Annotated in this window: 20 protein-coding genes, 6 tRNA genes and 3 pseudogenes; 18 read left to right on the top strand and 11 right to left on the bottom strand. The window is 72.7% G+C overall.

Annotated elements, in window-relative coordinates; translation table 11 throughout:
- Positions 1–26 precede the first annotated feature (26 nt).
- Both D6270_RS04860 and D6270_RS04855 read right to left on the bottom strand, forming a co-directional pair.
- Positions 27–461, bottom strand: coding sequence for a hypothetical protein (locus D6270_RS04860; RefSeq protein ID WP_109166574.1), 435 nt, complete (start codon positions 459–461; stop codon positions 27–29).
- Between the two features lies 1 nt (position 462).
- The gene (locus D6270_RS04855; RefSeq protein WP_015607427.1) at positions 463–822 is read right to left on the bottom strand and encodes a hypothetical protein; all 360 of its coding nucleotides are present in this window, start codon (positions 820–822) and stop codon (positions 463–465) included.
- Positions 823–1,415: 593 nt separating this feature from the next.
- Here D6270_RS04855 and D6270_RS04850 point away from each other — a divergent pair.
- The 8 genes and pseudogenes from D6270_RS04850 (at position 1,416) to D6270_RS04815 (ending at position 12,658) form a co-directional block, all read left to right on the top strand.
- Positions 1,416–2,498, top strand: a complete 1,083-nt coding sequence (locus D6270_RS04850; RefSeq protein ID WP_109166575.1) for a methionine ABC transporter ATP-binding protein — start codon at positions 1,416–1,418, stop codon at positions 2,496–2,498.
- A pseudogene (locus D6270_RS04845) lies at positions 2,495–3,165 on the top strand (methionine ABC transporter permease). Before D6270_RS04850 ends, D6270_RS04845 begins: the two are co-directional and overlap by 4 nt.
- An 82-nt stretch (positions 3,166–3,247) precedes the next feature.
- Positions 3,248–4,114, top strand: coding sequence for a MetQ/NlpA family ABC transporter substrate-binding protein (locus tag D6270_RS04840; protein ID WP_109166577.1), 867 nt, complete (start codon positions 3,248–3,250; stop codon positions 4,112–4,114).
- Between the two features lie 174 nt (positions 4,115–4,288).
- Complete coding sequence (locus D6270_RS04835; protein ID WP_109166578.1) at positions 4,289–4,936, top strand: GNAT family N-acetyltransferase; 648 nt, start codon at positions 4,289–4,291, stop codon at positions 4,934–4,936.
- 129 nt (positions 4,937–5,065) lie between these two features.
- Complete coding sequence (cbiE, locus tag D6270_RS04830; RefSeq protein WP_109166579.1) at positions 5,066–6,304, top strand: precorrin-6y C5,15-methyltransferase (decarboxylating) subunit CbiE; 1,239 nt, start codon at positions 5,066–5,068, stop codon at positions 6,302–6,304.
- Between the two features lie 335 nt (positions 6,305–6,639).
- The gene (gene cobT / locus D6270_RS04825; protein ID WP_109166580.1) at positions 6,640–10,173 is read left to right on the top strand and encodes a nicotinate-nucleotide--dimethylbenzimidazole phosphoribosyltransferase; all 3,534 of its coding nucleotides are present in this window, start codon (positions 6,640–6,642) and stop codon (positions 10,171–10,173) included.
- A 272-nt stretch (positions 10,174–10,445) separates the two neighbouring features.
- Positions 10,446–11,756 (top strand): uroporphyrinogen-III C-methyltransferase, encoded by a 1,311-nt coding sequence (cobA, locus tag D6270_RS04820; RefSeq protein WP_109166581.1) that lies wholly within the window; start codon positions 10,446–10,448, stop codon positions 11,754–11,756.
- 83 nt (positions 11,757–11,839) lie between these two features.
- A complete protein-coding gene (locus D6270_RS04815; protein ID WP_109166582.1) occupies positions 11,840–12,658 on the top strand; it encodes a TrmH family RNA methyltransferase in 819 nt (272 codons plus the stop codon).
- Between the two features lie 51 nt (positions 12,659–12,709).
- Here D6270_RS04815 and D6270_RS04810 read toward each other — a convergent pair.
- Positions 12,710–14,040, bottom strand: a pseudogene (locus tag D6270_RS04810) (protein kinase domain-containing protein).
- Between the two features lie 594 nt (positions 14,041–14,634).
- Between D6270_RS04810 and D6270_RS04805 the strand changes: the two are divergent.
- The 3 genes from D6270_RS04805 (at position 14,635) to D6270_RS04790 (ending at position 17,012) form a co-directional block, all read left to right on the top strand.
- On the top strand, positions 14,635–14,841 hold the full coding sequence (locus D6270_RS04805; protein ID WP_109166583.1) for a hypothetical protein: 207 nt from the start codon (positions 14,635–14,637) through the stop codon (positions 14,839–14,841).
- An 833-nt stretch (positions 14,842–15,674) separates the two neighbouring features.
- Positions 15,675–16,640: a phosphotransferase family protein gene (locus D6270_RS04795; protein WP_225977026.1), complete on the top strand. Its 966-nt coding sequence runs from the start codon at positions 15,675–15,677 to the stop codon at positions 16,638–16,640.
- A gap of 66 nt (positions 16,641–16,706) precedes the next feature.
- A complete protein-coding gene (locus D6270_RS04790; RefSeq protein WP_030574246.1) occupies positions 16,707–17,012 on the top strand; it encodes a TFIIB-type zinc ribbon-containing protein in 306 nt (101 codons plus the stop codon).
- A gap of 60 nt (positions 17,013–17,072) precedes the next feature.
- Here D6270_RS04790 and D6270_RS04785 read toward each other — a convergent pair.
- From D6270_RS04785 to D6270_RS04765, 5 genes are all read right to left on the bottom strand, one after another.
- Positions 17,073–17,147 (bottom strand) — tRNA-Val (locus D6270_RS04785).
- Between the two features lie 23 nt (positions 17,148–17,170).
- A tRNA-Val gene (locus tag D6270_RS04780) sits at positions 17,171–17,242 on the bottom strand.
- Between the two features lie 36 nt (positions 17,243–17,278).
- A tRNA-Val gene (locus D6270_RS04775) sits at positions 17,279–17,350 on the bottom strand.
- A 1-nt stretch (position 17,351) separates the two neighbouring features.
- A tRNA-Cys gene (locus D6270_RS04770) sits at positions 17,352–17,425 on the bottom strand.
- 37 nt (positions 17,426–17,462) lie between these two features.
- Positions 17,463–17,535: transfer RNA gene (locus tag D6270_RS04765), tRNA-Gly, on the bottom strand.
- Positions 17,536–17,709: 174 nt separating this feature from the next.
- Between D6270_RS04765 and D6270_RS04760 the strand changes: the two are divergent.
- The 3 genes and pseudogenes from D6270_RS04760 to D6270_RS04750 all read left to right on the top strand — a co-directional run bounded on the left by D6270_RS04760 (position 17,710) and on the right by D6270_RS04750 (position 20,480).
- A pseudogene (locus tag D6270_RS04760) lies at positions 17,710–18,761 on the top strand (chorismate-binding protein).
- Positions 18,758–19,579, top strand: a complete 822-nt coding sequence (locus D6270_RS04755; RefSeq protein ID WP_109166586.1) for an aminotransferase class IV — start codon at positions 18,758–18,760, stop codon at positions 19,577–19,579. Before D6270_RS04760 ends, D6270_RS04755 begins: the two are co-directional and overlap by 4 nt.
- A gap of 64 nt (positions 19,580–19,643) precedes the next feature.
- Complete coding sequence (locus D6270_RS04750) at positions 19,644–20,480, top strand: GNAT family N-acetyltransferase (RefSeq protein WP_109166587.1); 837 nt, start codon at positions 19,644–19,646, stop codon at positions 20,478–20,480.
- A gap of 24 nt (positions 20,481–20,504) precedes the next feature.
- Here D6270_RS04750 and D6270_RS04745 read toward each other — a convergent pair whose 3' ends face one another.
- The gene (locus tag D6270_RS04745) at positions 20,505–21,020 is read right to left on the bottom strand and encodes a DsbA family protein (protein ID WP_109166588.1); all 516 of its coding nucleotides are present in this window, start codon (positions 21,018–21,020) and stop codon (positions 20,505–20,507) included.
- Between the two features lie 180 nt (positions 21,021–21,200).
- Here D6270_RS04745 and D6270_RS04740 point away from each other — a divergent pair, with 180 nt between their 5' ends.
- Positions 21,201–21,668 (top strand): hypothetical protein, encoded by a 468-nt coding sequence (locus D6270_RS04740; RefSeq protein WP_109167588.1) that lies wholly within the window; start codon positions 21,201–21,203, stop codon positions 21,666–21,668.
- Positions 21,669–21,868: 200 nt separating this feature from the next.
- On the top strand, positions 21,869–22,024 hold the full coding sequence (locus D6270_RS32785) for a hypothetical protein (protein WP_164711272.1): 156 nt from the start codon (positions 21,869–21,871) through the stop codon (positions 22,022–22,024).
- Here D6270_RS32785 and D6270_RS04735 read toward each other — a convergent pair.
- Positions 22,019–22,615 carry a CGNR zinc finger domain-containing protein gene (locus D6270_RS04735; protein ID WP_109166589.1) on the bottom strand — a complete coding sequence of 199 codons (597 nt, stop codon included), beginning with the start codon at positions 22,613–22,615 and terminating at the stop codon, positions 22,019–22,021. The two genes, D6270_RS32785 and D6270_RS04735, sit on opposite strands and share 6 nt — an antisense overlap.
- A gap of 268 nt (positions 22,616–22,883) precedes the next feature.
- A complete protein-coding gene (locus D6270_RS04730; protein WP_003959770.1) occupies positions 22,884–23,297 on the bottom strand; it encodes an SsgA family sporulation/cell division regulator in 414 nt (137 codons plus the stop codon).
- A gap of 190 nt (positions 23,298–23,487) precedes the next feature.
- Here D6270_RS04730 and D6270_RS04725 point away from each other — a divergent pair, with 190 nt between their 5' ends.
- A complete protein-coding gene (locus D6270_RS04725) occupies positions 23,488–23,943 on the top strand; it encodes a TIGR02611 family protein (RefSeq protein WP_109166590.1) in 456 nt (151 codons plus the stop codon).
- Positions 23,944–23,998: 55 nt separating this feature from the next.
- Positions 23,999–24,070, top strand: a tRNA-Val gene (locus D6270_RS04720).
- Positions 24,071–24,094 lie beyond the last annotated feature (24 nt).

The raw sequence follows: 24,094 nt of genomic DNA, 5'->3' as shown, positions 1-24,094 counted from the left end.
CCGACGAGCGACCGTGCGGCCGGGCCTCAGGCCCGCTTGGCGCGCCGCAGCCAGATCATCCCGGTGACCGGCAGGATCACCGGGATGAACAGGTACCCCATCCCGAAGTCCGACCAGACGGTGGAGTCGGGGAAGGCGGAGGGCTCGGCCAGCGTCCAGGCGCCGACGATCAGGACGCCCAGCAGCTCGGCGGCACAGCACGCCAGCGCCGCCCGGCGGGCCTTCTCGCCCCCGCGTACCAGCGAGTACGTGATGAACCCGTAGACGACGGCGGCGACGGCCGAGAGCGAGTAGGCGAGCGGCGCCCGGTCGAAGCCCCGGATCACCTCCACGATGGAGCGCGAGGCCGCCGCGACCGTGAACACCCCGTAGAACCAGACGAGCACCCGGCCGGGACCGGTGCCCAGCTCGAAGGCCGGCTTCGGTGCCGTGTCCACCTCGGGGCGGTCGGTGTCACTCACGTCAGTTTCCCCAGATGTCGTAGAGCCGTACTTCGAGGACCGCCAGCACCAGCGCGCCCGCCGCCACCGTCACCGAACCCCAGCGCGTCCGCTCGGACAACGAGAGGACACCGGCCGCCGGCACAGCCGCGAACGAGCCGATCAGATAGGCGATGAACACCGCCATCCCCTGCTCCGGCCGCTCCCCGCGCGCCAGCTGCACGATGCCCACCACCAGCTGGGCCAGCGCCAGGACGGTCACGACGGCCATCCCGATGAAGTGCCAGTCCTTCGTCGGCTGGTCCTTGTAGGCGGCGTGTCCGCACCAGGCGGCGAGGGCGAGCGCGGTCACGGCGACCGCGACCGTCAGGGCGTCAAGCATGTAGCGAGGGTATTACGGCCGCGCGGCCTGCCCGCGTGCGGGCCCGCCCTGCCCCGGCCCGGCGTGGGAGATCGTGGCCTTGGCCACAACGCCCACCCGCACCGGCCCCGCGGGCGACCGCCCCCAGGGCCGTACGACCTCCGCACCTACCCCTATGAGTGCAGGTCAGGGGCTTGTGGCCGTACGCCGTCGAGCCGGCCCGCGACGCCGCCGCCGACCATCCACGACTGTCCGGAATGCGGACAGTCAAGTTCGTACCGAGGCGTACGTCTGTTTTACTGGGGCGCATGACCACGACGAGCAGCCGCACCCTTGCGACCGAGGCGATCAGTACGCCCGGTGCTCGTTGTATGTGTCGAATGCGCGCCTTCTGAGGGCCCCGCCTGAGTCTCACGCCCCGAAGCGAGACCGAGCCCGCGCCGTTCGCCTGCTGTGGAACGAGCCGCCCGAGCATGTGCTGTGCCCCGGCCGACCGCCGTACACAGCCGTGCTGAGACGTGAACCGGCCGACCAGCCCGAACCAGTCTCTTCAGACGTTTGCCCCGTGCCCGGCGGACACCCGCGCCGCGCACTCGACAGTGACGGAAACCCCTGTGATCACCACGACGGGCCTCACGAAGGTCTACCAGTCGCGCGACCGTGAGGTCACCGCACTCGACGGAGTCGACCTCCACGTCCGTGAGGGCGAGATATACGGCGTCATCGGACAGAGCGGCGCCGGGAAGTCCTCCCTCATCCGCTGCGTCAACCTGCTGGAGCGGCCCACCTCCGGCACGGTCACCGTGGCCGGCCAGGACCTCACCGCCCTCGCCGGGCGGGGCCGCCGGGCGAGCGCGGAGCTGCGCGCGGCCCGCACCCGCATCGGCATGGTCTTCCAGCACTTCAACCTGCTGGACTCCCGCACCGTCCGGGACAACGTCGAGCTCCCGCTGGAGATCCTCGGCGTCTCCGGCCAGGAGCGTACCCGCAAGGCCAAGGAGCTCCTCGACCTGGTCGGCCTCGCCGACAAGGCGAAGGCCTACCCCAAGCAGCTCTCCGGCGGCCAGAAGCAGCGGGTCGGCATAGCCCGCGCCCTGGCGGGCGACCCCAAGGTGCTGCTGTCGGACGAGGCGACCTCCGCCCTCGACCCCGAGACCACCCGCTCCATCCTCCAGCTGCTGCGCGACCTCAACCAGCAGCTCGGCCTGACCATCCTGCTGATCACCCACGAGATGGACGTCGTCAAGACGATCTGCGACTCCGCCGCCCTCATGCAGCGCGGCCGGATCGTGGAGTCCGGCACGGTCGGCGGACTGCTCGCCACCCCCGGCTCCGAGCTGGCGAGCGAGCTGTTCCCGGTCGGCGGGAGGGCCTCCGGACCCGACCGCACGGTCGTGGACGTCACCTTCCACGGGGAGGCCGCCTCCCAGCCGGTGATCTCCCAGCTCTCCCGTACGTACAACATCGACATCTCGATCCTCGGCGCCGCGATGGACACCGTCGGCGGCAAGCAGATCGGCCGGATGCGCATCGAGCTGCCCGGCCGGTTCGAGGAGAACGTCGTCCCCATCGGCTTCCTGCGCGAGCAGGGCCTCCAGGCCGAGGTCGTCGAGGACGAGAACGGCCCCCGGGCCCGCGCCGCGACGACCGTCCCCGAGCAGGCGCCCGCCGCGATCACCAAGGAGGCCGTCAAGTGACCTGGTCCGAAATGCAGCCCCTCCTGACCCAGGGCACCTTCGACACCCTCTACATGGTGCTCTGGTCGGCGCTGGTCACCGTCATCGGCGGACTGCCGCTCGGCGTCCTGCTCGTCCTCACCGACAAGGGGGGACTGCTCCGGAACACCGCGGTGAACAAGGTCATCGGCGTCATCGTGAACATCGGCCGCTCGCTGCCGTTCATCATCCTGCTGATCGCCCTGATCCCTTTCACCACCTGGGTCGTCGGCACCTTCATCGGCCCCACCGCGATGATCGTCCCGCTCGCCGTCGGCGCCATCCCGTTCTTCGCCCGGCTCGTCGAGACCGCGATCCGCGAGGTCGACCACGGGCTCGTCGAGGCGGTGCAGTCGATGGGCGGCTCCACCCCACCATCGTCCGCAAGGTGCTCCTGCCGCAGGCCCTGCCCTCGCTCGTCTCGGGTGTCACCACCACCCTCATCGTGCTCATCGGCTACTCCGCGATGGCCGGCGCGGTCGGCGGCGAAGGGCTCGGCTCCAAGGCCGTCACCTACGGATTCCAGCGCTTCGACAACCAGTTCATGCTGATCACCGTCGCGCTGCTGATCGTCATCGTCACCGTGATCCAGCTGATCGGCGACGTCACCGTCCGGCTGCTGGCCCGCCGCGGCCGTACCGCCTCCTGAAGGCCCCTCGAACCTTCCGTCCCCATCAAGCCCGAACTCCTTGTCCGGGCGCACCACCACAGTTGAGAAAGAGGCACTTTTCGTGCGCAAGAACATCAAGATCACCGCAGCTGTCGCTTCCGCCGCCGCCCTCGCCCTGGGCCTCAGCGCCTGCGGTACGGACTCCGACCCGGCCTCCAAGAGCGAGAGCGGCGCCAAGGCCGACACCTCCAAGGCCCTGGTCGTCGCCGCGTCCCCGACGCCGCACGCCGACATCCTGAACTTCGTCAAGAAGAACCTGGCGGAGAAGGAAGGCCTCAAGCTGGAAGTCAAGGAGTTCACGGACTACGTCCTGCCGAACACCGCCACCCAGTCCGGCCAGGTCGACGCCAACTTCTTCCAGCACAAGCCCTACCTGGACGACTTCAACGCGAAGAACAAGACCACCATCGTCCCGGTCGTCAACGTGCACCTGGAGCCCCTCGGTCTCTACTCCAAGAAGATCAAGGACCTCAAGGACATCAAGGCCGGCCAGACCATCGCCGTCCCCAACGACACCACCAACGGCGGCCGCGCCCTCCAGCTGCTCGCCGAGAACGGCCTGATCACGCTCAAGGACGGCGTCGGCACCTCCGCCAAGCTGAGCGACATCACCGACAGGAAGGGCCTGGAGTTCAAGGAGCTGGAGGCCGCCACCGTGCCCCGCGCCCTGAACGACGTGGACGCCGCCGTCATCAACGGCAACTACGCCCTGGAGGCCAAGCTCTCCCCGGCGAAGGACTCGCTCGCGCTGGAGAAGGCCGAGGGCAACCCGTACGCCAACTTCCTCGCGGTGAAGGCCGGCAACGAGAAGGACCCGCGCGTCGAGAAGCTCGCCAAGCTCCTCAACTCCGACGAGGTCAAGAAGTTCATCGAGGACACCTACAAGGGCTCCATCATCCCGGCCTTCGGCGCCCCGGCCACCTCCTGACCCCGCCAAGTCCTGACCCCGGTCCGGAACTTGACCGACGGAGCCCCGCCCCTTCCCCCTGAAGGCGCGGGGCTCCGTCGTGCGGACCCGCCCATGCGCACCGGGGACCCGATGCTGCATGCTGTGCTTTTACCCGGTCTTCGCTTTTACCCGGTCTTCTGCATGGAGCTGCGCATGACTACCACCTTTCCGTCCGTCTCCATCAGCACGGACAGGTTGGTGATGCGCCCCTTCGAGATGGCCGACATCCCCGCGTACATCGAGATGATGAACGACGAGGCGGTCACCGCCTGGACCGACGGACCGCACCCCTACACCCAGGTCGACGCCGAACGCTGGGTCCGCAGAATCGCCCCCGGGGAACGCACCTCGGGCCGTGGCATCGCCCTCGCCGTCACCGAGTTCCTCACCCAGCGGCTCGTCGGCAGCGTCCAGCTCCTCAACACCGACTGGCGCACCCTGGCCGCCGAGGTCCGCTACATCACCGCCCCCTGGGCGCGCGGCGAGGGTTACGCCACCGAGGCCGTGCTGGCGGTCGCCGAATGGCTCTTCCGCGACCAGGGCTTCGAACGCCTCGAACTGCGCACCCCCGCCGACAACACCGCCTCCCAGCAGGTCGCGCAGAAGCTCGGCTGCATCAGCGAGGGCGTCCTGCGCAACGCCCGGATCGCCCGCACCCGGACCGAGAACGGCACCGACGGCGGCTGGACCGACATCCGTACCGACCTCATCGTCTGGGGGCTCCTCCCCGAGGACCTCGAAGGCGTCGCCGAGGAGCTGGCCGACGCGGGCGGCTACGGCACGTACAACGACTGGAAGTGACCTGGCGGGCCCGTCCGCCGCCTTGCCCGAGGCCCCCGGCCGGCCCCCGGTCCGGACCAGGTACTCTCACCCCTGCCCGCCACGCAGGGCAGATCCCGCCCCCTCCGACACCCCAGGAGACAGACGACGATGGCCGACCGGGTCACGGTGATCGGCTGGGACGGCTCGCCACTGACCAGAGCGGCCACGGCCGCACTCTCGGCCGCCACGCTCGTCGCGGGCGCCGCCCACCACCTCGCCCTGCCCGAGGTGCCCAAGAGCGCGGAACGCATCCGGCTGGGCAGCGTCGACCTGGCCGCCCGCCGCATCGCCGGCCACCGCGGCAGCGCCGTCGTCCTCGCCGACGGCGACCCCGGCTTTTTCGGCGTCGTCCGTACCTTGCGCGCCCCCGAACACGGCCTCGAAGTCGAGGTCGTCCCCGCCGTCTCGGCCGTCGCCACCGCCTTCGCCCGGGCCGGAATGCCCTGGGACGACGCCCAGATCGTCGTCGCCCACCCCCGCACCCTGCGCCGCGCGGTCAACGTCTGCCGGGCCCACCACAAGGTCGCCGTCCTCACCTCACCCGGCGCGGGCCCCGCCGAACTGGCCCTCCTCCTCGAGGGCGTCCACCGCACCTTCGTGATCTGCGAGGAGCTCGGCACCGACCGCGAACGCGTCACCGTCCTCACCTCCGACAAGGCCGCCGACCACACCTGGCGCGACCCCAACGTCGTCATCGTCGTCGGCGGCGGCCCCGAGACCACCGCCACCGGCGCCTGGTTCGCCGGCCGGGAACCCGCCTGCCCCCAGGGCATCCGGGGCTGGGCCCTGCCCGCCGGGGCCTACCGGGAGGCAGGCGCCGAACGCATGCAGGAGTCCGGTGAGGGGGAGTCCCCGAACCTGCGCGCCGCCCAGCTCGCGATCCTCGGCCCCCGCACCGGCGACCTGGTCTGGGACATCGGCTGCGGCAGCGGCGCCCTGGCCGTCGAAGCGGCGCGCTTCGGCGCGGCCGTGCTCGCGGTGGACGCCGATCCGGGAGCCTGCTCCCGTACGGACGCCGCCGCCCGCGCCTTCGGCGTCCCCCTCCAGATCGTCTGCGGCCGGGCCCCGCACGTGCTGGAACGGCTGCCCGAACCCGATGTCGTACGGGTCGGGGGCGGCGGTGTCCCGGTGGTCCGGGCGGTCGTGGACCGGCGCCCGGAGCGCATCGTCACGCACGCCTCCACCCGGGACGAGGCCGAGGCCCTCGGCGCGGCCCTCACCGGCAACGGCTACACCGTCGCCTGCTCGCTGCTCCAGTCCGTCGACCTGGACACCGAGGTCTGGACCGAGCGTGAACGGTCCGTCGTGTTCCTGCTCTCCGCACGGCGTTCGGATGTCTCCCCCTGACCTTTCCGCCCGGTACGGGAGGTAGGCTGGCCGATTGTTGTACCGCGCCCGGACGTTCGTCGCTTCGTTCGTCAATGTCCGGAAAAGTGGACTGTTTTGGTCCGCTCCGTGGTACGGCGCCAACCGGGGGACGCGCGACGTGGCGCAGTCCACAGCGAGCCGTGGCGGAACCGCCTGTCGCGGCGGCGAACGGCCGCGAGAATAAGAAGAGGTCCGCGGGCGTTTCGTGCCGCGCGGCGAGCCCGCTCGTTCTCCATGACGAGCACCGGCGTGCCGCGGTCTCGGCGTCCCGGGCGAAGGGCCGAAGGAGCACTGACGATGGGCGAGGGGTACGCATGACTGACACCGGCCAGATCCCGGGCGAGGGACTGCCGGAGAAGGCAGGCATGGTGGAGCAGCCGGGCATCCCCGCCCCGGACGCGTACACCTTCCTCGACCCCTCCGAGCACGCACCCGAGGACGACGACCTCCTGCTGATGCCGGCCTCCCAGGGGGCGTGGAGCGACCCGCAGACGGTGCAGCCCCCGGCAGCTCCGCAGGCGGCCACCGTCGCACCGGCTCCGGCCGCGGAGCAGTACCAGGCCCAGCAGCAGCCGCAGTACGCGACGCAGCCGCAGCTGCCCGCACAGGGCCAGGAGGCCCAGGCCCCCGCCCAGGCGGAGCACGGCACGCACGAGTCCGGCGGCCGCGACACCGGCTCCGTCGACCTCAACGGCGTACGGATCCCGGCCCCCGCTCCCGTCCAGACGCCCGCCCAGGTCGGCGCCCCCGTACAGGCACCCGCCCCGGCCCGCCGCCCCCTGCACCGGGGCCCGGCGTCGGCCGAGGCCCCGTCGTACGGCGGCGGGACGCAGGGCGGCGTGGTCCGCTCGCTGGCCGACCGGGGCCCCGCCGGAGCGGTGAGGACAGCGCCCCCGGCCCGCCACGCGAGCCCGCCGGTGACCGCCCCCGAATTCGTCCAGGCCCCGGCCGGAGAGGCCCCGGTGCTGCCGGGCCCGCAGCTGGGCGAGATCCCGCCGCAGGGCGCGTCCCCTTGGGGTCCGCCGCCGCAGCCGGAGGCCCCTGCGGCCGAGCCGGAGGCTCCCGAGGCTGTGGAGTCCCCTGTCGGGGCGGTGCCGGTCGCGGTTGTGGAGCCTGAGGTGGCTGCCGAGGCCGTGGAGCCGGTGGTGGTGGCGGTGGAGACCGTGGCGCCTGAGGTCGCGGTTGCGGCCGAGCCGGTCGGCGTGGCCGAGGCGCCGGTCCAGCCGGAGGCGCCGGCTCCCGTCGAGGACGGGCAGCCGGTCGCGCCGGAGGCTCCGGCCCAGCCCGAGCAGGCGGCTCCGCAGCCGCCGCGGCCCGAGGAGGCAGTCGAGGCCGAGGCTCCTGCCGGGCCGGTGGCCGTGGCCGAGCAGGTCGTTGCCCCCGAGCAGGTCGTCGCTGCCGGGCCGGAGCAGCAGGTTCAGGCCGAGCAGCAGGATGCTCCGGTCCAGGTGGAGACGGCCGCTCCGGCCGGGACGGTCGCTTCGCTCCCCGTGGAGCAGCCGGTCCGGGCCGAGGCGACGGTCGAGGCGGAGCAGGTCGTTCCGCAGCCCGAGCCGGTGGAGCAGGCGGCCCCGGCAGAAACGGTCGTCCCGGTGCCCGCCGCCGAGGAGGCTCCGGCCGAGCCGGTCGCCGCCGAGCAGCAGGAAGCTGTGGCCGAGGCTCCGGCGGAAGCGGCGGTCCCGGCGGAGCTGCCCGCCGAAACGCCCGTGGAGGCGACGGAGCCGGCCGCCGATACTCCGGCCGAGCCCGGACCGCAGTCCATCCCGGTGGACGCATCCGTGCCGGAACCCCAGGCTCCCGTGCAGCAGCAGGCCGAGGCCGCTGAACCGGCCCCGGCCCCCGCGCCGGAGCCCGTGGAGGCCCCCGTGCCCGCCGAGGCGGACCCCGTACCGGCAGTGGCGGCTGCGCCCGCCCCGACCACGCCCGAACCGGAACCGGAGCCCGTACAGCCGCCCCCCGCCGCCCCCCTGCCGGAGCAGGCAGCCGCGACCGACACCCAGGACACCACCCACGGCAGTGCCGAGGACGGCACCGGCCCCGAGGTCATCGAGACCCCGGAGCTGGACGAGGAGCCGGTCGGGCCCGCGGCGGAGGCGGCCCCGCAGGAGCCGTTCACCCCGCCCGCCCCCGGATACGACGACGCCGAGCGCGAGGCGGTGCTCCGGGTCATGCGCGAGCGCCGGGACATCCGCAACGGCTTCCGCAGCGACCCGATCCCGCACGAGGTCCTGCTCCGGGTGCTGGAGGCCGCGCACACCGCGCCGAGCGTCGGCCACTCGCAGCCCTGGGACTTCGTGGTGATCCGGTCCGCCGAGACCCGCCGCTCCATGCACGAACTGGCCCAGCGTCAGCGCGAGGCCTACGCCAAGTCGCTCCCCAAGGGCCGGGCGAAGCAGTTCAAGGAACTGAAGATCGAGGCGATCCTCGACACCCCGGTCAACATCGTCGTCACCGCCGACCCCACCCGGGGCGGCCGGCACACCCTCGGCCGCCACACGCAGCCGCAGATGGCCCCGTACTCCTCGGCGCTCGCCGTGGAGAACCTGTGGCTGGCGGCCCGCGCCGAGGGTCTCGGCGTCGGCTGGGTCAGCTTCTTCGACGAGCGCGAGATGGTCCGGGCGCTGGGTCTGCCGGAGCACCTCGAAGTCGTGGCGTACCTCTGTGTCGGTTACGTCGACGAGTTCCCCGAGGAGCCGGAGCTGCTCCAGGCGGGCTGGTCCAAGCGCCGCCCGCTGTCGTGGGTGGTCCACGAGGAGACGTACGGCCGCCGCGCGCTCCCCGGCGAGGAGCCGCACGACCTGCTCCAGGAGACCATCGCCGCCATCCGCCCGCTGGACGCGAAGGCGCTCGGCGAGGCGTGGGAGCGCCAGAAGCGGATGACGAAGCCCGCCGGGGCGCTCGGCATGCTGGAGATCATCTCGGCGCAGCTGTCCGGTCTCTCCCGGATGTGCCCGCCGCCGATCCCGGAGCCCGCGGCTGTCGCGATCTTCGCCGGTGACCACGGGGTGCACGCCCAGGGCGTCACGGCGTGGCCGCAGGAGGTCACCGCCCAGATGGTGGCGAACTTCCTGGGCGGCGGGGCCGTCTGCAACGCGTTCGCCGCGCAGGTCGGCGCGGAGGTCTGCGTCGTCGACGTCGGCGTCGCCACGGACCTGCCCGCCACCCCTGGTCTGCTGCCCCGCAAGGTGCGCAAGGGCACGTCGGACTTCACCACGGGCCCCGCCCTCACCCGGGACGAGGTGCTGGCGGCGATCGAGGTGGGCATCGAGACCGCCCGCGACCTGGTGGCGGCGGGCAACAAGGCACTGCTCACGGGTGAGATGGGCATCGCCAACACCACCGCGTCGGCCGCGCTGATCTGCGTCTACACCGGGACCGACGCCTCCGAGGTGACGGGCCGGGGGACCGGCATCAACGACGAGATGCACGCCCGCAAGGTCGATGTCGTACGCCGCGCACTCGACCTCCACCAGCCGGACGCGTCCGACCCGATCGGCGTGCTCGCGGCGGTCGGCGGCCTGGAGCACGCCGCGATGGCGGGCTTCCTCCTCGGCGGAGCCTCTCTGCGTACGCCGGTGATCCTGGACGGCGTGAGCGCGGGGGCAGCGGCCCTGGTGGCCCGGGCCATCGCCCCCGAGGCCCTGGCCGCCTGCATCGCGGGCCACCGCAGCGCGGAACCCGGCCACGTGGCAGCCCTCAACAAACTGGGCCTGCGCCCCCTGGTCGACCTCGACCTCCGCCTGGGCGAGGGCACGGGCGCGCTGCTGGCGCTTCCGATCGTGCAGAGCGCGGCCCGGGCGATGCACGAGGTGGCGACGTTCGACGCGGCGGGAGTGACGGAGAAGTAGGACCCCGCCCCTCTGCGGCTCACCCTTTCCAGCCCCTCGGGCGCCGGTGCTCCAGCCCCTCCGGCGTTCGAGGAGCGGGGTCCGGGCCGGAGCCCCGGTTTCGGGAAGGGGCGGGGAGGGGACAGCCCGCCGCAGGCGCCCCACCCCCGCTGTCCCCCGCCCCCCACCCCGTATCGTGTGTCCCACCCAGCACACCCCCTTTCCGCACGTCACAGCCGCTCCACCGCCGCAGCGGCCCTACGCAGCACCCCGTACGAGGAGCCCGCACCACCATGGCCGAGCACGCAGACCACGCAGGTCACGCCGAGAGCGCCGAGCGCACCGACAGCGCCGACCACCCCGCGTACCCCGTAGGCCTGCGCCTCCACGGCCGCCGCACCGTCGTCATCGGCGGCGGCCAGGTCGCCCAGCGGCGCCTGCCGCAGCTCATCGCCACCGGCGCCGACATCACCCTGGTCTCCCCGTCCGCGACGGCCTCCGTGGAGGCCATGGCCGACGCCGGGGAGATCCGCTGGGAGCGCCGCCGCTACCAGGACGGCGACCTCGCCGACACCTGGTACGCCCTGGTCGCCTCCTCCGACACCGCTGCCAACGACGCCGCCTCCGCCGAGGCCGAGCGCACCCGCACCTGGTGCGTGCGGGCCGACGACGCCGAGGCCGCGACCGCCTGGACCCCGGCCACCGGCCGCATCGACAACATCACCGTCGCCGTCCTCAACGCCACCCCCCAGGGCCGCGACCCCCGCCACTCCGCCGCTCTCCGCGACGCCATCGTCGAGGGTCTGCGCGAGGGCACCATCGCCGCCCCGCACCACCGCACCCGCGCCCCCGGCGTCGCCCTGGTGGGCGGCGGTCCCGGCGACCCGGACCTGATCACGGTGCGCGGCCGCCGCCTCCTCGCCGAGGCCGACGTGGTCATCGCGGACCGCCTCGGCCCCCGCGACCTGCTGGACGAACTGCCCCCGCACGTCGAGGTGATCGACGCGGCGAAGATCCCGTACGGCCGGTTCATGGCCCAGGAGGCGATCAACCAGGCGCTGATCGAGCACGCCAAGGCGGGCAGGGCCGTGGTCCGGCTCAAGGGCGGCGACCCGTTCGTCTTCGGCCGGGGCATGGAGGAGGCCCAGGCGCTGGCGGCCGAAGGCATCCCCTGCACGATCGTTCCCGGCATCTCCAGCACCATCTCCGTTCCCGGAGCGGCCGGTATCCCGGTCACCCACCGGGGTGTGTCCCATGAGTTCACCGTGGTCAGCGGCCATGTCGCGCCCGAGGACCCGCGTTCGCTGGTCGACTGGGAGGCGATCGCCCGGCTGCGCGGCACCCTGGTGCTGCTGATGGCCGTGGACAAGATCGGCGCCATCGCCGCCGCCCTGATCGCCCACGGCAAGGACCCGGCCACCCCGGTCGCCCTCGTCCAGGAGGGGACCACCGCTGCCCAGCGCCGGGTCGACGCGACCCTCGCGGACGTCGGCGAGCGCGCGGTCACCGAGGAGGTGCGCCCGCCCGCCGTGATCGTCATCGGCGACGTGGTCGCGGTGGGCCCGCACTCGGCGCCGCAGTCGGCCGACCCGTCCGCCGAATGAATCCGGCCCCCACCAAGTAACCCGCGGTTACGCATCCCATCCCAGGCGTTGGCACCGCAGACCGGACAAGGCAGTATCACCCTGTGGCAGATCTCATCACCATCGATGACCCCGACGACCCGCGCCTGAGCGACTACATCGGACTGACCGACGTCGAGTTGCGGCGACGCCGCGAGCCCGCCGAGGGCCTCTTCATCGCCGAGGGCGAGAAGGTCATCAGGCGCGCCCGGCACGCCGGCTACGAGATGCGGTCCATGCTGCTCTCCGCCAAGTGGGTCGACGTCATGCGCGACGTCATCGACGAGGTCCCGGCCCCCGTGTACGCCGTCGCGCCCGAGCTCGCCGAACGCGTCACCGGCTACCACGTCCACCGTGGGGCGCTCGCCTCCATGCAGCGCAAGCCGCTGCCCACCGCCGACGAACTCCTCACCACCGCCCGCCGGGTGGTGGTCATGGAGTCGGTCAACGACCACACCAACATCGGCGCGATCTTCCGCAGCGCGGCGGCCCTCGGCATGGACGCGGTCCTGCTCTCCCCGGACTGCGCCGATCCGCTCTACCGCCGCTCGGTCAAGGTCTCCATGGGCGCGGTCTTCTCCGTCCCGTACGCCCGTCTCGAAGCCTGGCCGAAGACGCTGGAGACCGTACGGGGAGCGGGCTTCCGGCTCCTCGCCCTCACCCCGGACGCCAAGGCCACCAGCATCGACGAGGCGGCCCCGCACCGGCTGGAGCGGGTGGCGCTGATGCTGGGCGCGGAGGGGGAGGGGCTGTCGACGAGGGCGCTGATGGCCGCCGACGAATGGGTCCGCATCCCGATGGCGCACGGAGTCGACTCACTCAACGTGGGCGCGGCGGCCGCAGTCGCCTTCTACGCGGTGGCGACGGGCCGCCCGGAGAGCTGAGACAGGGCCGCTCAGGGCTGCGCAGGGCTGCTCGGGGCGCGAGGCCAAGCCTCAGCGCGACTCGGCCTGCCACTGGCTCCGCTCGGACACCAGCGCGTGCGACACCTGGTCCGGCCGGTTCGGAAGCTCGCTCCCGCCCAGCCCGCTCGCCGGCCCCTGGCACCCTTGCGCGGCCGCGATCCCCAGCGCCACCAGCAACGTCACCACCACGAACACCACCAGCCGCTGGCGCAGCAGCCGGGGATTGGCCGGACGCCGTCCCGCCGAGGTCGTACGGGCCCCGGTACGCGTCCCCGGCCGCCCGTTCGTCGCCCCCGGCCGCTTCCCGGAACCCGTCGTGGAGCGCGGCACCCGCTGCGGCCGGGACCCACCGGTGCGCGGCGCGCCCCCGCCCCCCGAACGCGAGGGTGCCGGACGCCGGCCCTGCTGCGGGCGGCCCGCCGAGGAAGGTCCCTCCGCGCGACGGGTGTGCTGCTCGGTGTACGGGCCGTCGAGACGGCCGGTGGCCCGGTCCGCCTCCTGCGCCGAGCGCTGGGCGGGCGGCCGGCTCTCGTGCAGGCCCTGCGCCTCGCGCGCCGCGATCTCCTTGAGCCGCATGGACAGTTGGAGCGTGCTCGGCCGCTCCTCCGGGTCCTTGGCGAGACAGGCGCGGATCAGGGGGCCAAGGCGTCGTGCACCCCGTGGAGCTGTGCCTCCTCGTGCACCACGCGGTAGAGCATCACCTCGGAACTGCCGTGCCCGAAGGGGGAGTCGGCCATCGCCGCGTACGCCAGGGTCGCGCCGAGCGAGAAGACGTCCGTCGCGGGGGTCACCGCCGCGCCCCGGACCTGCTCGGGCGCGAGGAAGCCGGGCGACCCCACCGCCGTACCGACATGGGTCAGGGTGCTGGCCCCGGTCGCCCAGGCGATGCCGAAGTCGATGATGCGCGGACCCTTGGGGGAGAGGAGGATGTTCGACGGCTTGAGGTCCCGGTGGACCACGCCCGCCTCGTGCACCGCGACCAGTCCCTCGGAGAGCGCCGCGCCGATCGTGGCCACCTCGGCGGCGGCCAGGGGCCCTTCCTCGGCGACCTTGTCGTGCAGCGAGGGGCCGGGGACGTACTGCGTCGCGAACCAGGGGCGGTCCGCCTCCAGGTCGGCGGCGACGAGCCGGGCCGTACAGCCGCCCCGGATCCGCCGCGCGGCAGACACCTCGCGCGCGAAACGGGACCGGAACTCCTGGTCCTCCGCCAGATCGGGCCGGATCACCTTGAGCGCCACCCGCTGGCCGCGCCGGTCGGAGCCGAGGTAGACCACGCCCATGCCGCCCGCGCCGAGCCGTCGGTGCAGCCGGAACGAGCCGACGAGACGCGGGTCCTCGCGCCGGAGCCGCATCATCGCCATCGTCTGCCCATCCCCGCTGCCTGGTCCGCCTGACGAGGCACAGCTTACGTACCCCGCGCCCGGTGCGCTCAGAGGCCGCGCCCTCGCACGGGATTCGATTGTCCGTGCCCGGTGGGAGAGGTGAAGGGCGGTCAGAGGGTGCCGGTTCCGGGCCCGTCGGCCTCGGCAGTGCGGCAAAGGGCTCTCGAACAAGGGGTGTTGGATCAAGCCATGGTGGCCGGGATGAGTCGGTTGAGGAGGGTGTGGATACCACCCGGACGTACACGGTGACGGCCCTCAGGGGCTGCCACGAACCCCGATGCACCCTCCTTCGGAGGGTGGAGGGAGTGAGTGAAGTCACCCGGCGGGACCCTCCCCGGGGGTGGTGGCCCCCCTGTGTCCCCTCCGGGATGACCCCAAGGCCGCAGGGGCCGTCTCCACCCAGGGGAGTACGCCGACCGCCGGTGGCTCATCCTCCGGGAGGCCCGGGAATCGGTACGCGGGCATGACGCCGCGTGCTCACCGGTTACCTAATGTTGAGGTTAAGCGGCGGGCGCAGCACTCGTCCCCCGAGGTCACACGCCCGTCGCTCCACATCAGGTCAGGAGAGGAACCATGTCGGACACGGCAGCGCGGACCATGATCCGCACGCAGGGACGCAGGGCCTACGCCTCGTTCGGCGCCCGCCCGACCGGCACCCGTCACCCGTTGGTGGCGACGGCCATGGTTCTCCCCCTGGCGGCCCTGCTCGCAGTCGCCTTCGGCGGCTGGGACGCGGTGGTCACACAGGCGTCGTCCGTGGCTGTGATGCTGGGGCGCTGAGCGGCGCCCGGGGTCCGGAAGAGCGGTCCGGACCCGGGTATCGGGCCAACAGCCCCGTGGGGACGGGGGTGCGGCGGACGGCAGCGTTTGTCCGGTCAGCTGGGGAGCTGACCGGGCATCGCGCTGTCCGGACCCATGGCGTACGGCGGCGTCTCCTGCGGCCACGCTCCCTATGGGCAGGGACACGCCGGTGCGAATCGGTATGAACCGGGCGGGGCCCGCGCGGGCGCCCCGCGTGGCGGCTCCGACGCCCCGCCTGCCCGGCCGCCCGGCGGCTCTACCGCTCTCGGCACCGCCCTCCGCGTACGCTCAGCAGGGACCGGCGGCAGGGCCGGGACCGACCGTCGCCGGGGGAGCCGTTGCGTACCACCTCAACCTCAGCCGACCACGACCCGACCACCCCGACGCCACCCCGCACGGATTCAGTGACCCCGGTGCCGGCGGCTGCCGACGCATCCGCCCCGACCGCGTCCGTCCCCGTGCCGCCCGCCGCCGAGCCGCTCGCCGCCGAGCCGCCCGCCCCCGTGCCAGCCGCCTCCGCCCCGGCCCTTCCCGTGCTGTCCGTCCCCGTGCCGACGGCTGCCGACGCATCCGCCCCGACCGCGTCCGCCGCCGAGCCGCCCGCCTCGACGTCGCCCGCCCCCGCGCCAGCCGCCTCCAATCCGCCCGCCTCCGTTGCAGCGGCTGCCGTACCAGCAGCCCTCGTGCCGCCCGCCGCCGAGCCATCCGCCCCCGAGCAGGTCACGTCTCTGCCGACGTCTCCCCATCCGGCGGCCCATGAGCGATCCGTCCCCGAGCCGGTCGTCGACGACCCGGCCGCCCCCGAGCCCCTCATCCGCCGGCTGGGCGCCCTCGCCCACCGTCTCCACCACCCGCCGGGAACCCCGCGCGCGACCCCCTGTGCCTGCGCGCCACCCCAGCTCCTGGCCGACCGGCCGGACGGCACCGTGGTCCGCAGTGGTCCGGTCGTGGCCAAGGCTCATGCCGCCGACATCGACCGCGACGCCCTGGCCGCCCGCCTCGCGCTGGCGTCTGCGCCGCAGCTGAGCGGCATCCTTCTCGCGCCGCTCACCGGTCCTGGCCCGGCCGTCACGCCGGGGACCGCCCCCCGGCCCGTCACCTTCTGGCCGTACGGCACCCCCGTCGACCCCAAGGCCCCCGACGCGGCCCCCTGGGCCGACGCCGCCGTCCTGCTCGCCCGCCTCCACCGAACCGTTTCTCCGCTTCCGCTCCCGACCCCGCCGATGCGCGGCCCCGTCAAGGCGGCCCGGGCGGTCGCCCGGATGGTGGCCGCCCTCCCCGGCGGCGGTGCCGCCCTCCCCGTACTGGCCGCCTGGGATGCCCTGCCGGCCTGGGCGCGGGGCGAGGCCGTACCGCCCGCCGCGCGCTCGCGCTTCCTCTGCCACGGGGACCTGCACCTGGGGCAGCTCGTCCGTCATCCCGTCCCGGGCGGGCCCTGGTTGCTCATCGATGTGGACGACGCGGGGCAGGGGGACCCGGCCTGGGACCTGGCCCGGCCCGCCGCCTGGTACGCGGCCGGGGTGCTGGCCCCGGAGGACTGGCTGCTGTTCCTGGACGCCTACCGCTCCGCCGGGGGGCCCGCAGTGCCCGCCGAGGGGGACCCCTGGCCGCAACTGGACGTCCCCGCCCGCGCGCTGACGGTCCAGACGGCGGCCGTCGCCCTCGCCAAGTGCGCGGCGGAGGGCCGGGAGCCGGACGAGATGGAGCAGCTGATGATCGATTCCTGTGCCCGAATCGCTACGTTCCCGCCCGAGTTGGCGGACGGGTGCGCGTCGTAGGCTGAACGCACCGTGGCCGGACAGGCTTTCCGGCGGCGGCACAACGAGGGCGAGGAGTCGAGCCGAATGATGCAGTGTCCCAAGTGTCATGCGCAGATGCAGACGTACAACCGCAACGGCGTCCAGATCGAGCAGTGCAGCGGCTGCCGGGGGATATTCCTGGACTACGGCGAGCTGGAGTCGCTGACCCGCCTGGAGTCGCAGTGGGCCCAGCAGGCCCCGCCCCCGCCGCCCGCCCCTCAGGCCTACCCGCAGGCGGCTCCGCCGGCCCACGCCCCCGCCTGGGGTGCCCCGCAGTACGGCCAGCAGCACGGCGGGCACTACGGCCACCGCCGCCAGAAGGGCTTCGGCCGGATGCTCTTCTCGTCCTGACGGCGCACAGGCCCCAGCACGAAAGAACCCCCGGCCGTGGAGACGGCCGGGGGTTCTCGGTGGTGCGCGATACTGGGATTGAACCAGTGACCTCTTCCGTGTCAGGGAAGCGCTCTCCCGCTGAGCTAATCGCGCAGGGCAACCCTGCGTTTACTGCGTGCGCGATACTGGGATTGAACCAGTGACCTCTTCCGTGTCAGGGAAGCGCTCTCCCGCTGAGCTAATCGCGCGGGGATCCTCGCGGACCGATGATCCTTGCGGATCAGTGGACGATACTGGGATTGAACCAGTGACCTCTTCCGTGTCAGGGAAGCGCTCTCCCGCTGAGCTAATCGTCCTTGGAGGTGGAGACGGGATTTGAACCCGTGTAGACGGCTTTGCAGGCCGTTGCCTCGCCTCTCGGCCACTCCACCAGGGATGGGGGTTCGGGAAGATCCCCCACCTTCTGCGAGCGGACGACCAGGTTCGAACTGGCGACCTCAACCTTGGCAAGGTTGCGCTCTACCAACTGAGCTACGTCCGCTTGTCTTTCCCGGACCGCTTGCGCGTCCCGGCGACGTGTTGAACTCTAGCGGATTCCCGGGCCAGTACAAAAACGCGTTTGCGCAGATGGTCGCCGTAGCGCCGCCGTACCGTCGCCCCGGCGCAGGTCATCGCGGGCGGTTCTAGACTCAGCAGGGTGTTCCCCCTCGCTCCCATGGCCCGCTTCGGCGGCCTCGTCGCCTCCGGTCTCCAGGATGTGACCGACGACCCCGCGGCTCTCGACTCGTCCGGCTTCTGGGCGGTATGCGCAGACTTCGAGGGCCGTACGGTCTGCGCCCGCTTCTCCTCCGTACGACGGGAGGAGGTGCCCGCCCCGGTGCCCGGAGCCTGGCGCGGGCCCGCCGCCGGGGGTGGACGACCTCGCTGGACCGTGGCGCCTACACGGCGGGCGTACGGCGGATCCGTGCGTACATCGCCGCGGGCGAGGTCTATCAGGCCAACCTCTGCCGGGTCCTCTCCGCGCCGCTGCCCGACCCCGGCCGGGCCGATGTGGACGCCCTGACCGCCCTGCTCGCGCGCGGCAACCCGGCGCCGTACGCAGGAACGATCCGCCTGCCCGGCCACGGGGTCGAGGTCGCCACCGCGTCCCCCGAGCTGTTCCTCCGCCGGGACGGGCGGACCGTCGAGTCCGGGCCGATCAAGGGGACCGGGCGCACCGAGGGCGATCTGCTGGAGAAGGACCACGCGGAGAACGTGATGATCGTGGACCTGGTGCGCAACGACCTCGGTCGGGTCTGCGCCACCGGCAGCGTCACCGTCCCCGACCTCTGCGTGGTGGAGAAGCACCCGGGCCTCGTCCACCTCGTCTCCACCGTGCGGGGCGAGCTGGCGGTGGGGGCGGGATGGCCGGAGCTGCTCACGGCGGCGTTCCCGCCCGGCTCCGTCACCGGGGCGCCGAAGTCCAGCGCGCTGCGGATCATCGAGGAGCTGGAGCGGGCGCCGCGCGGACCGTACTGCGGTGCGGTCGGCTGGGTCGACGCCGACCGGAGAACGGCCTCCCTGGCGGTGGGCATACGGACGTTCTGGATCGACCGGACCGGCCCCGCGCCGCTCCTGCGCTTCGGCACCGGCGCCGGCATCACCTGGGGCTCCGACCCCGAGCGCGAGTGGGACGAGACCGAACTGAAGGCGTCGCGACTGCTCGCGGTAGCGTCGGGCAGGTTCGAGCAGACCGGGTTCGAGCAGACAGGAAGGACCGTTTCATGAGGATTTGGGTCAACGGCGGGCTGCGGGACGCCGATGATGCCCGGCTGTCAGTGCTGGACCACGGGCTGACCGTGGGCGACGGCATCTTCGAGACGGTCCGCACCAGCGAGGGCAGGCCCTTCGCCCTCACCCGCCACATCGACCGCCTCACCCGGTCCGCACGCGGCCTCGGCCTGCCCGACCCGGACCTGGACGAGGTCCGGCGCGCCGCGACGGCGGTCGTCGACGCCAACCCCGTACCGCTGGGGCGGCTGCGGATCACGTACACCGGCGGCCTCTCCCCGCTCGGCTCGGACCGGGGCGACGCCGGGCCCAGCCTGATCGTCGCGCTGGACGGGGTGAGCCGCCGCCCGGACACCACCGCGGTGATCACGGTCCCCTGGACCCGCAACGAGCGCGGCGCCCTCACCGGCCTCAAGACCACCTCGTACGCCGAGAACGTCGTCGCCCTCGCCCGGGCCCGCGAGCGAGGCGCCTCCGAGGCGCTCTTCCCGAACACGGCCGGCCGGCTCTGCGAAGGGACCGGGTCCAACGTGTTCGTCGTGGTGGACGGCCGCATCCACACCCCGCCGGTCGCCTCCGGGTGCCTCGCCGGAATCACCCGCGCGCTGGCCGTGGAGTGGACCGGGGCCGAGGAGAGCGACCTGCCGATGGAGGTGCTCGCCGAGGCCGACGAGGTCTTCCTGACCTCCACGCTCCGCGACATCCAGGCCGTGCACCGGGTGGACGACCGGGAGCTGGCGCCCGAGCCCGGGCCGGTGACGGCCAAGGCCATGCGGATCTTCGACGAGCGGGCCGGGAACGACCTGGACCCGTAAACGCTTTCCCATGGGGCCGGAAAAGCGCGTGACGTGGGACCGTCCAGGGGATACAAACCCTTTGATGACCACGACACTCCGGCCGTCCGGGCCGCTTCAGCAAGGCGCCGACGGCGCGCGGGCGCGCAGCTACGACGTGTGCGACAACGGCCGCCCCGTCGGCGCCGTGTCGATCAGCACCGACGACGCGTTCGGCGCCTCGGCCGGGGTGGTGCGCTCCCTGAGCGTCGACGAGGAGCGGCGCAGGCGCGGCCGGGGCACCATCGCCGCGCTCGCCGCCGAGGAGGTGCTGCGGGGGTGGGGCTGCACGCATGTGCGGACCGAGGTACCGGCGGAGAGCGAGCCCGCCCGGCGCCTCGCGGCCGCCCTCGGCTACACCGAACGCAGCCGCAACATGGTCAAGACCCTCGGCCCGGAGACCGCGCCCCTCCCCGAGGGTCTCACCGCACGCCCGATGAGCGAGCGGGAGTACGCGGAGTGGCTGCGCGACGCGGTGCGGGCGTACGCGCAGGAGTGGGTGGAGAGGGGCGTACCGCCCGAGCACGCACGGCTCAAGTCCGAGGCCGACCACGCGGGCAACCTTCCCGACGGTCTGGCCACCGAGGGCGTGCGGTTCCGGGTGCTGGTCCACGGCGGCGCGGTGGTCGGCCATGTCTGGCTGGCGCTGAGGGAGCTGGAGCCGGGCACGACCGCCGGGTTCGTCTTCGACGTCGAGGTGCGTGAGGAGCACCGGGGCCGCGGCTTCGGGCGGGCCCTGATGCTCCTCGCCGAGGACGAGACCCGCTCCTGGGGCCACGACCGGCTCGGCCTGCACGTCTTCGCCTCGAACACCCCGGCGCTGCGGCTGTACGAGTCCCTCGGCTATGCGACGACCCGGTACAACCTGGCCAAGGCGCTGTAGGCGCTACGCCAGGGAGCCGGGGCGTCAGCCCTGCGCGGCGAGCAGCCGGTCGATGATCTCCTCGATCCGCTCGCGCAGCCCTTCCTGGCTCTTGCCGCCGTCCAGCCGCTCGTCGCCGATCACATAGGTGGGCGTGCCGGTGACCCCGATCGCCTTGCCCTCGGCCTGGTCCGCGTCGACGATCAGCAGATGGCGGCCGTCGATGAGCGCGGTGTCGAACTCCTCAGCGTCCAGGCCCAGTTCACGGGCCACATCGAGGAGCACCGGCTCCCCGCCCTTCGCGAGCTGCTCGGTCCTGGACAGGAGCGCCTCGGTGTAGGGCCAGTCCTGCCCCTGGGCGGCGGCCTCCTCGGCGGCCTGGGCCGCGGCGTAGGCGTGCTTGTGCTTCTCCAGCGGGAAGTGCCGCAGCCGGATCTCGACCCGGTCGCCGTACCGGGCGCGCACGGCACGCACATCGCTGAGGGCCCGGTGGCAGTCGGGGCATTCGAGATCGCACCAGAGGTCGAGGACGACCGGTGCCGCAGGGGTGGAATCGCTCATGGAACCAGTCTTTCAGGCCGGCCGGGCAGCTCCCAATCCGCACCCGTGACCACGGTGTCCACGGCACCTGGGGAGGAGCCCGGCCCTGAAATGTCCCTGAAGTGGACCGGCGCCGTGGCCCCGATGCCGGTCGTCGGTGCAGGATGGAGGGGACGTTTCCCCGTGCGCCTGGAGGCCCCGATGCTTGCCGAGACCATCTGTTCCGCGGCGTCGGCGGCGGGCCTGGGCATCGCCGCGGTCACCGCCTACCGCAAGCGGTTCCTCACCGCGACCAGGATCGCCGCCTACTCCCTCGTGCCGGTCGGGCTCGTCCTGACCGGGGTCGTCCAGTGGGTCTCGGGCATCGCGTTCAAGCCGAGCGTCTGGATCGGCTTCGGTGTGCTCGGCCTCGCCTGGCTGCTCTTCATGACCACCCGGGCCGTGGAGCGCCGCAGCGGCACGACCCGTGCGGAGCGCAAGGCCGCCCGGGCCGCCGAGCGCAACGAGGCCGTTGCCCCGGGCGCCTCCGCGCCCTCGCTCGGCGCCGGCGGCCAGGCCCGGCCGGCGACAGCGGCGGCGGCACCGAAGCCGAAGAAGAGGCAGGAGGCCACCGCGCCCGGCGACGACTTCAGCGACATCGAGGCGATCCTGAAGAAGCACGGCATCTGACCACGCGCGGCACCTGAGGGGCCCGCTGTCCGAGCGTCGCGGCAGCCGCCACACGCGCGGTTTCGGCGGGTCGGGTCCGAATGCCTGACGGCGTCTCGGACGCCGGAGCGAATTCCGGGGACCACGTGACGGTGAACTCCCGCTCCAATGGGGAAGGTTGATCGCCAACCGGGTCCCCGGTGAGTCATGATCGCCCGGAGATGGTGGACACATCCCGGGGCGAAGCCCCCGCACCCCCTGCCGAAGAGCCCCGTGGCTGCCTCTTCGCGCTCTCCCAGCCACCCCTGATGATCTTTCTGACGGTCATCGGGAGCCTGCTGCTGATGGCGGCGCTGCATGACCTGTTCCTGTTATGACCCGGCCTCCCGGCGCCGGGCCCGGTAGGCGGCGACGTGGAGCCGGTTGCCGCAGGTGCGGCTGGAGCAGTAGCGGCGGGAGCGGTTGCGCGAGAGGTCGACGAAGGCGCGCCCGCAGTCGGGCGCCTCGCAGCGCCGCAGCCGTTCCTGCTCGCCGGCCACGATGATGAAGGCCAGGGCCATACCGCAGTCGGCCGCGAGGTGGTCGGAGAGCGAGGCGTCCGGGGCGAAGTAGTGCACGTGCCAGTCGTAGCCGTCGTGGTCGGTGAGCTGGGGTGTGGTCCCCGCCGCGGCGACGAGCCGGTTGACGAGGTCGGCCGCGCTACGTGCGTCGGGCGCCGCGAAGACCTCGGCGAAGTGGCTCCGGACGTCCCGTACGGCACCCAGGTCCTTCTCCCCGAGGGTGCCCACGCCGCTGATGTGGTGCCGCTCGGCGAACGCGTACAGCGCCGCCAGATCGGCGAGCCCGTCCTCGTGACCGTCCACGAGTCCGTCCGTCGGGCCGTCCTCGGGCGGCTCGCTCTCCGGTGCGGTGTTCACCAGATCGACCACCGTGTCGAGGGCGATCCGGGTGTCGTGAGGGATCAGCACGCTTCGCTCCCTGGCCTTCCGGCGGGCGGGCGCCTGCCGGTGGCGGCTGACTCTACTGGCTCGCCCCGCCGCTTCCCGGTCCGGTGCGGGCCCGTGGGGGAGCGGGGGCCCGTTCTGGTCACCGGCGCGCTCCCGGGGCCGTGGCGCACGCACCGGCGCCGTCGCCGCGGTGGTTTCCGCGGCGACGGCGCCGGTGTCTGCCTTATGTGGTTGTCCGCGCGACGCCGTCTCCCCGAGTCGGACGGCGCCGGGCAGCTGTCGGCCTGGCTCAGCTCTCGGCCAGGATGTGGGAGAGCTCCGTGTCGAGATCGAAGTGACGATGCTCGGTGCCGGGCGGAACCGCGGCGTCGGTCCTCTTCAGGAACGACTCCAGGGCTCTCGCCGGAGCTTCGAGCAGGGCTTCGCCCTCTGGGGAGCTCAGTGCGATGCAGACGACGCCTTGACCGTGACTACGGGATGGCCAGACGCGGACGTCTCCGGTGCCGGTGGGCCGGTGCAGCCCCTCGGCAAGGAGGTCACGGGCGAAAACCCATTCGACCGTCTCCTCCGCTCCGGTGTGGAAGGTGGCGTGCACGGCATAGGGATCGGCCGTGTCATACCGCAGGCCCGCGGGTACAGGCAGTGAGGACTCGCTCGACACAACGAGGCGCAGGTGCAGCTCGCAGCTGACCGTGGTGTTCATAAGCGCCAGGGCCTTTCGCTCAGTGTGCGCTCGGGGATTCGCACGTCGGCGAAATCGACATGCCACCTACGGTGGCGTTGTAAACCCCTCTGACCCATTTGTGATGCTTCGGGTCCCTCGCCCGGCGGTGTGTAACTTTGAGTCATGCGCCCATTCAAGTGACGACGGTGGGTCGGGTAGGTTGAGCTCCATGAACGCGGAGAGTGACGAGCGGATCGAGGTCGCCGGGAAGGCGGCCCCGGAGTCCGCCGCGGGGGGCACCACCAAGGTGGAGCGTGAGCTGGGATCGCGGGCGCCGGCCTTCATCAAGGCGTCGAGACCGCTCCACCTGAGCTGGCAGGTCGGCGTCTTCGTCGTCGGCCTCGGTGTCGTGGTGGCCGGGGTGCTGATGCTGGTGCTGCCGGGGCCCGGCTGGCTGGTGATCTTCGGCGGCATGGCGATCTGGGCGACCGAGTTCGTCTGGGCCCAGCTGGTGCTGCGCTGGACGAAGCGCAAGGTCACCGAGGCCGCCCAGCGGGCGCTGGACCCCGAGGTCCGGCGGCGCAACATCATCCTCACCACGTTGGGGCTGGTGATCATGGCGGTGCTGGTCGGGATCTACGTCTGGAAGTTCGGCCTCGCCCTGCCGTGGACGGTCGACGAGTAGCGCCGGGGACGGTCCGGAAGCAGCGCTGACATGGGGTAATGTTTGCGGTGCGCCCGGGCGATTAGCTCAGTGGGAGAGCGCTTCGTTCACACCGAAGAGGTCACTGGTTCGAACCCAGTATCGCCCACCCGGACAGAGGCCCCCGAGACTT

Source organism: Streptomyces griseus subsp. griseus, assembly GCF_003610995.1.
Taxonomy (GTDB): Bacteria; Actinomycetota; Actinomycetes; order Streptomycetales; family Streptomycetaceae; genus Streptomyces.
This window is presented reverse-complemented; position numbering and strand designations above follow the sequence as displayed.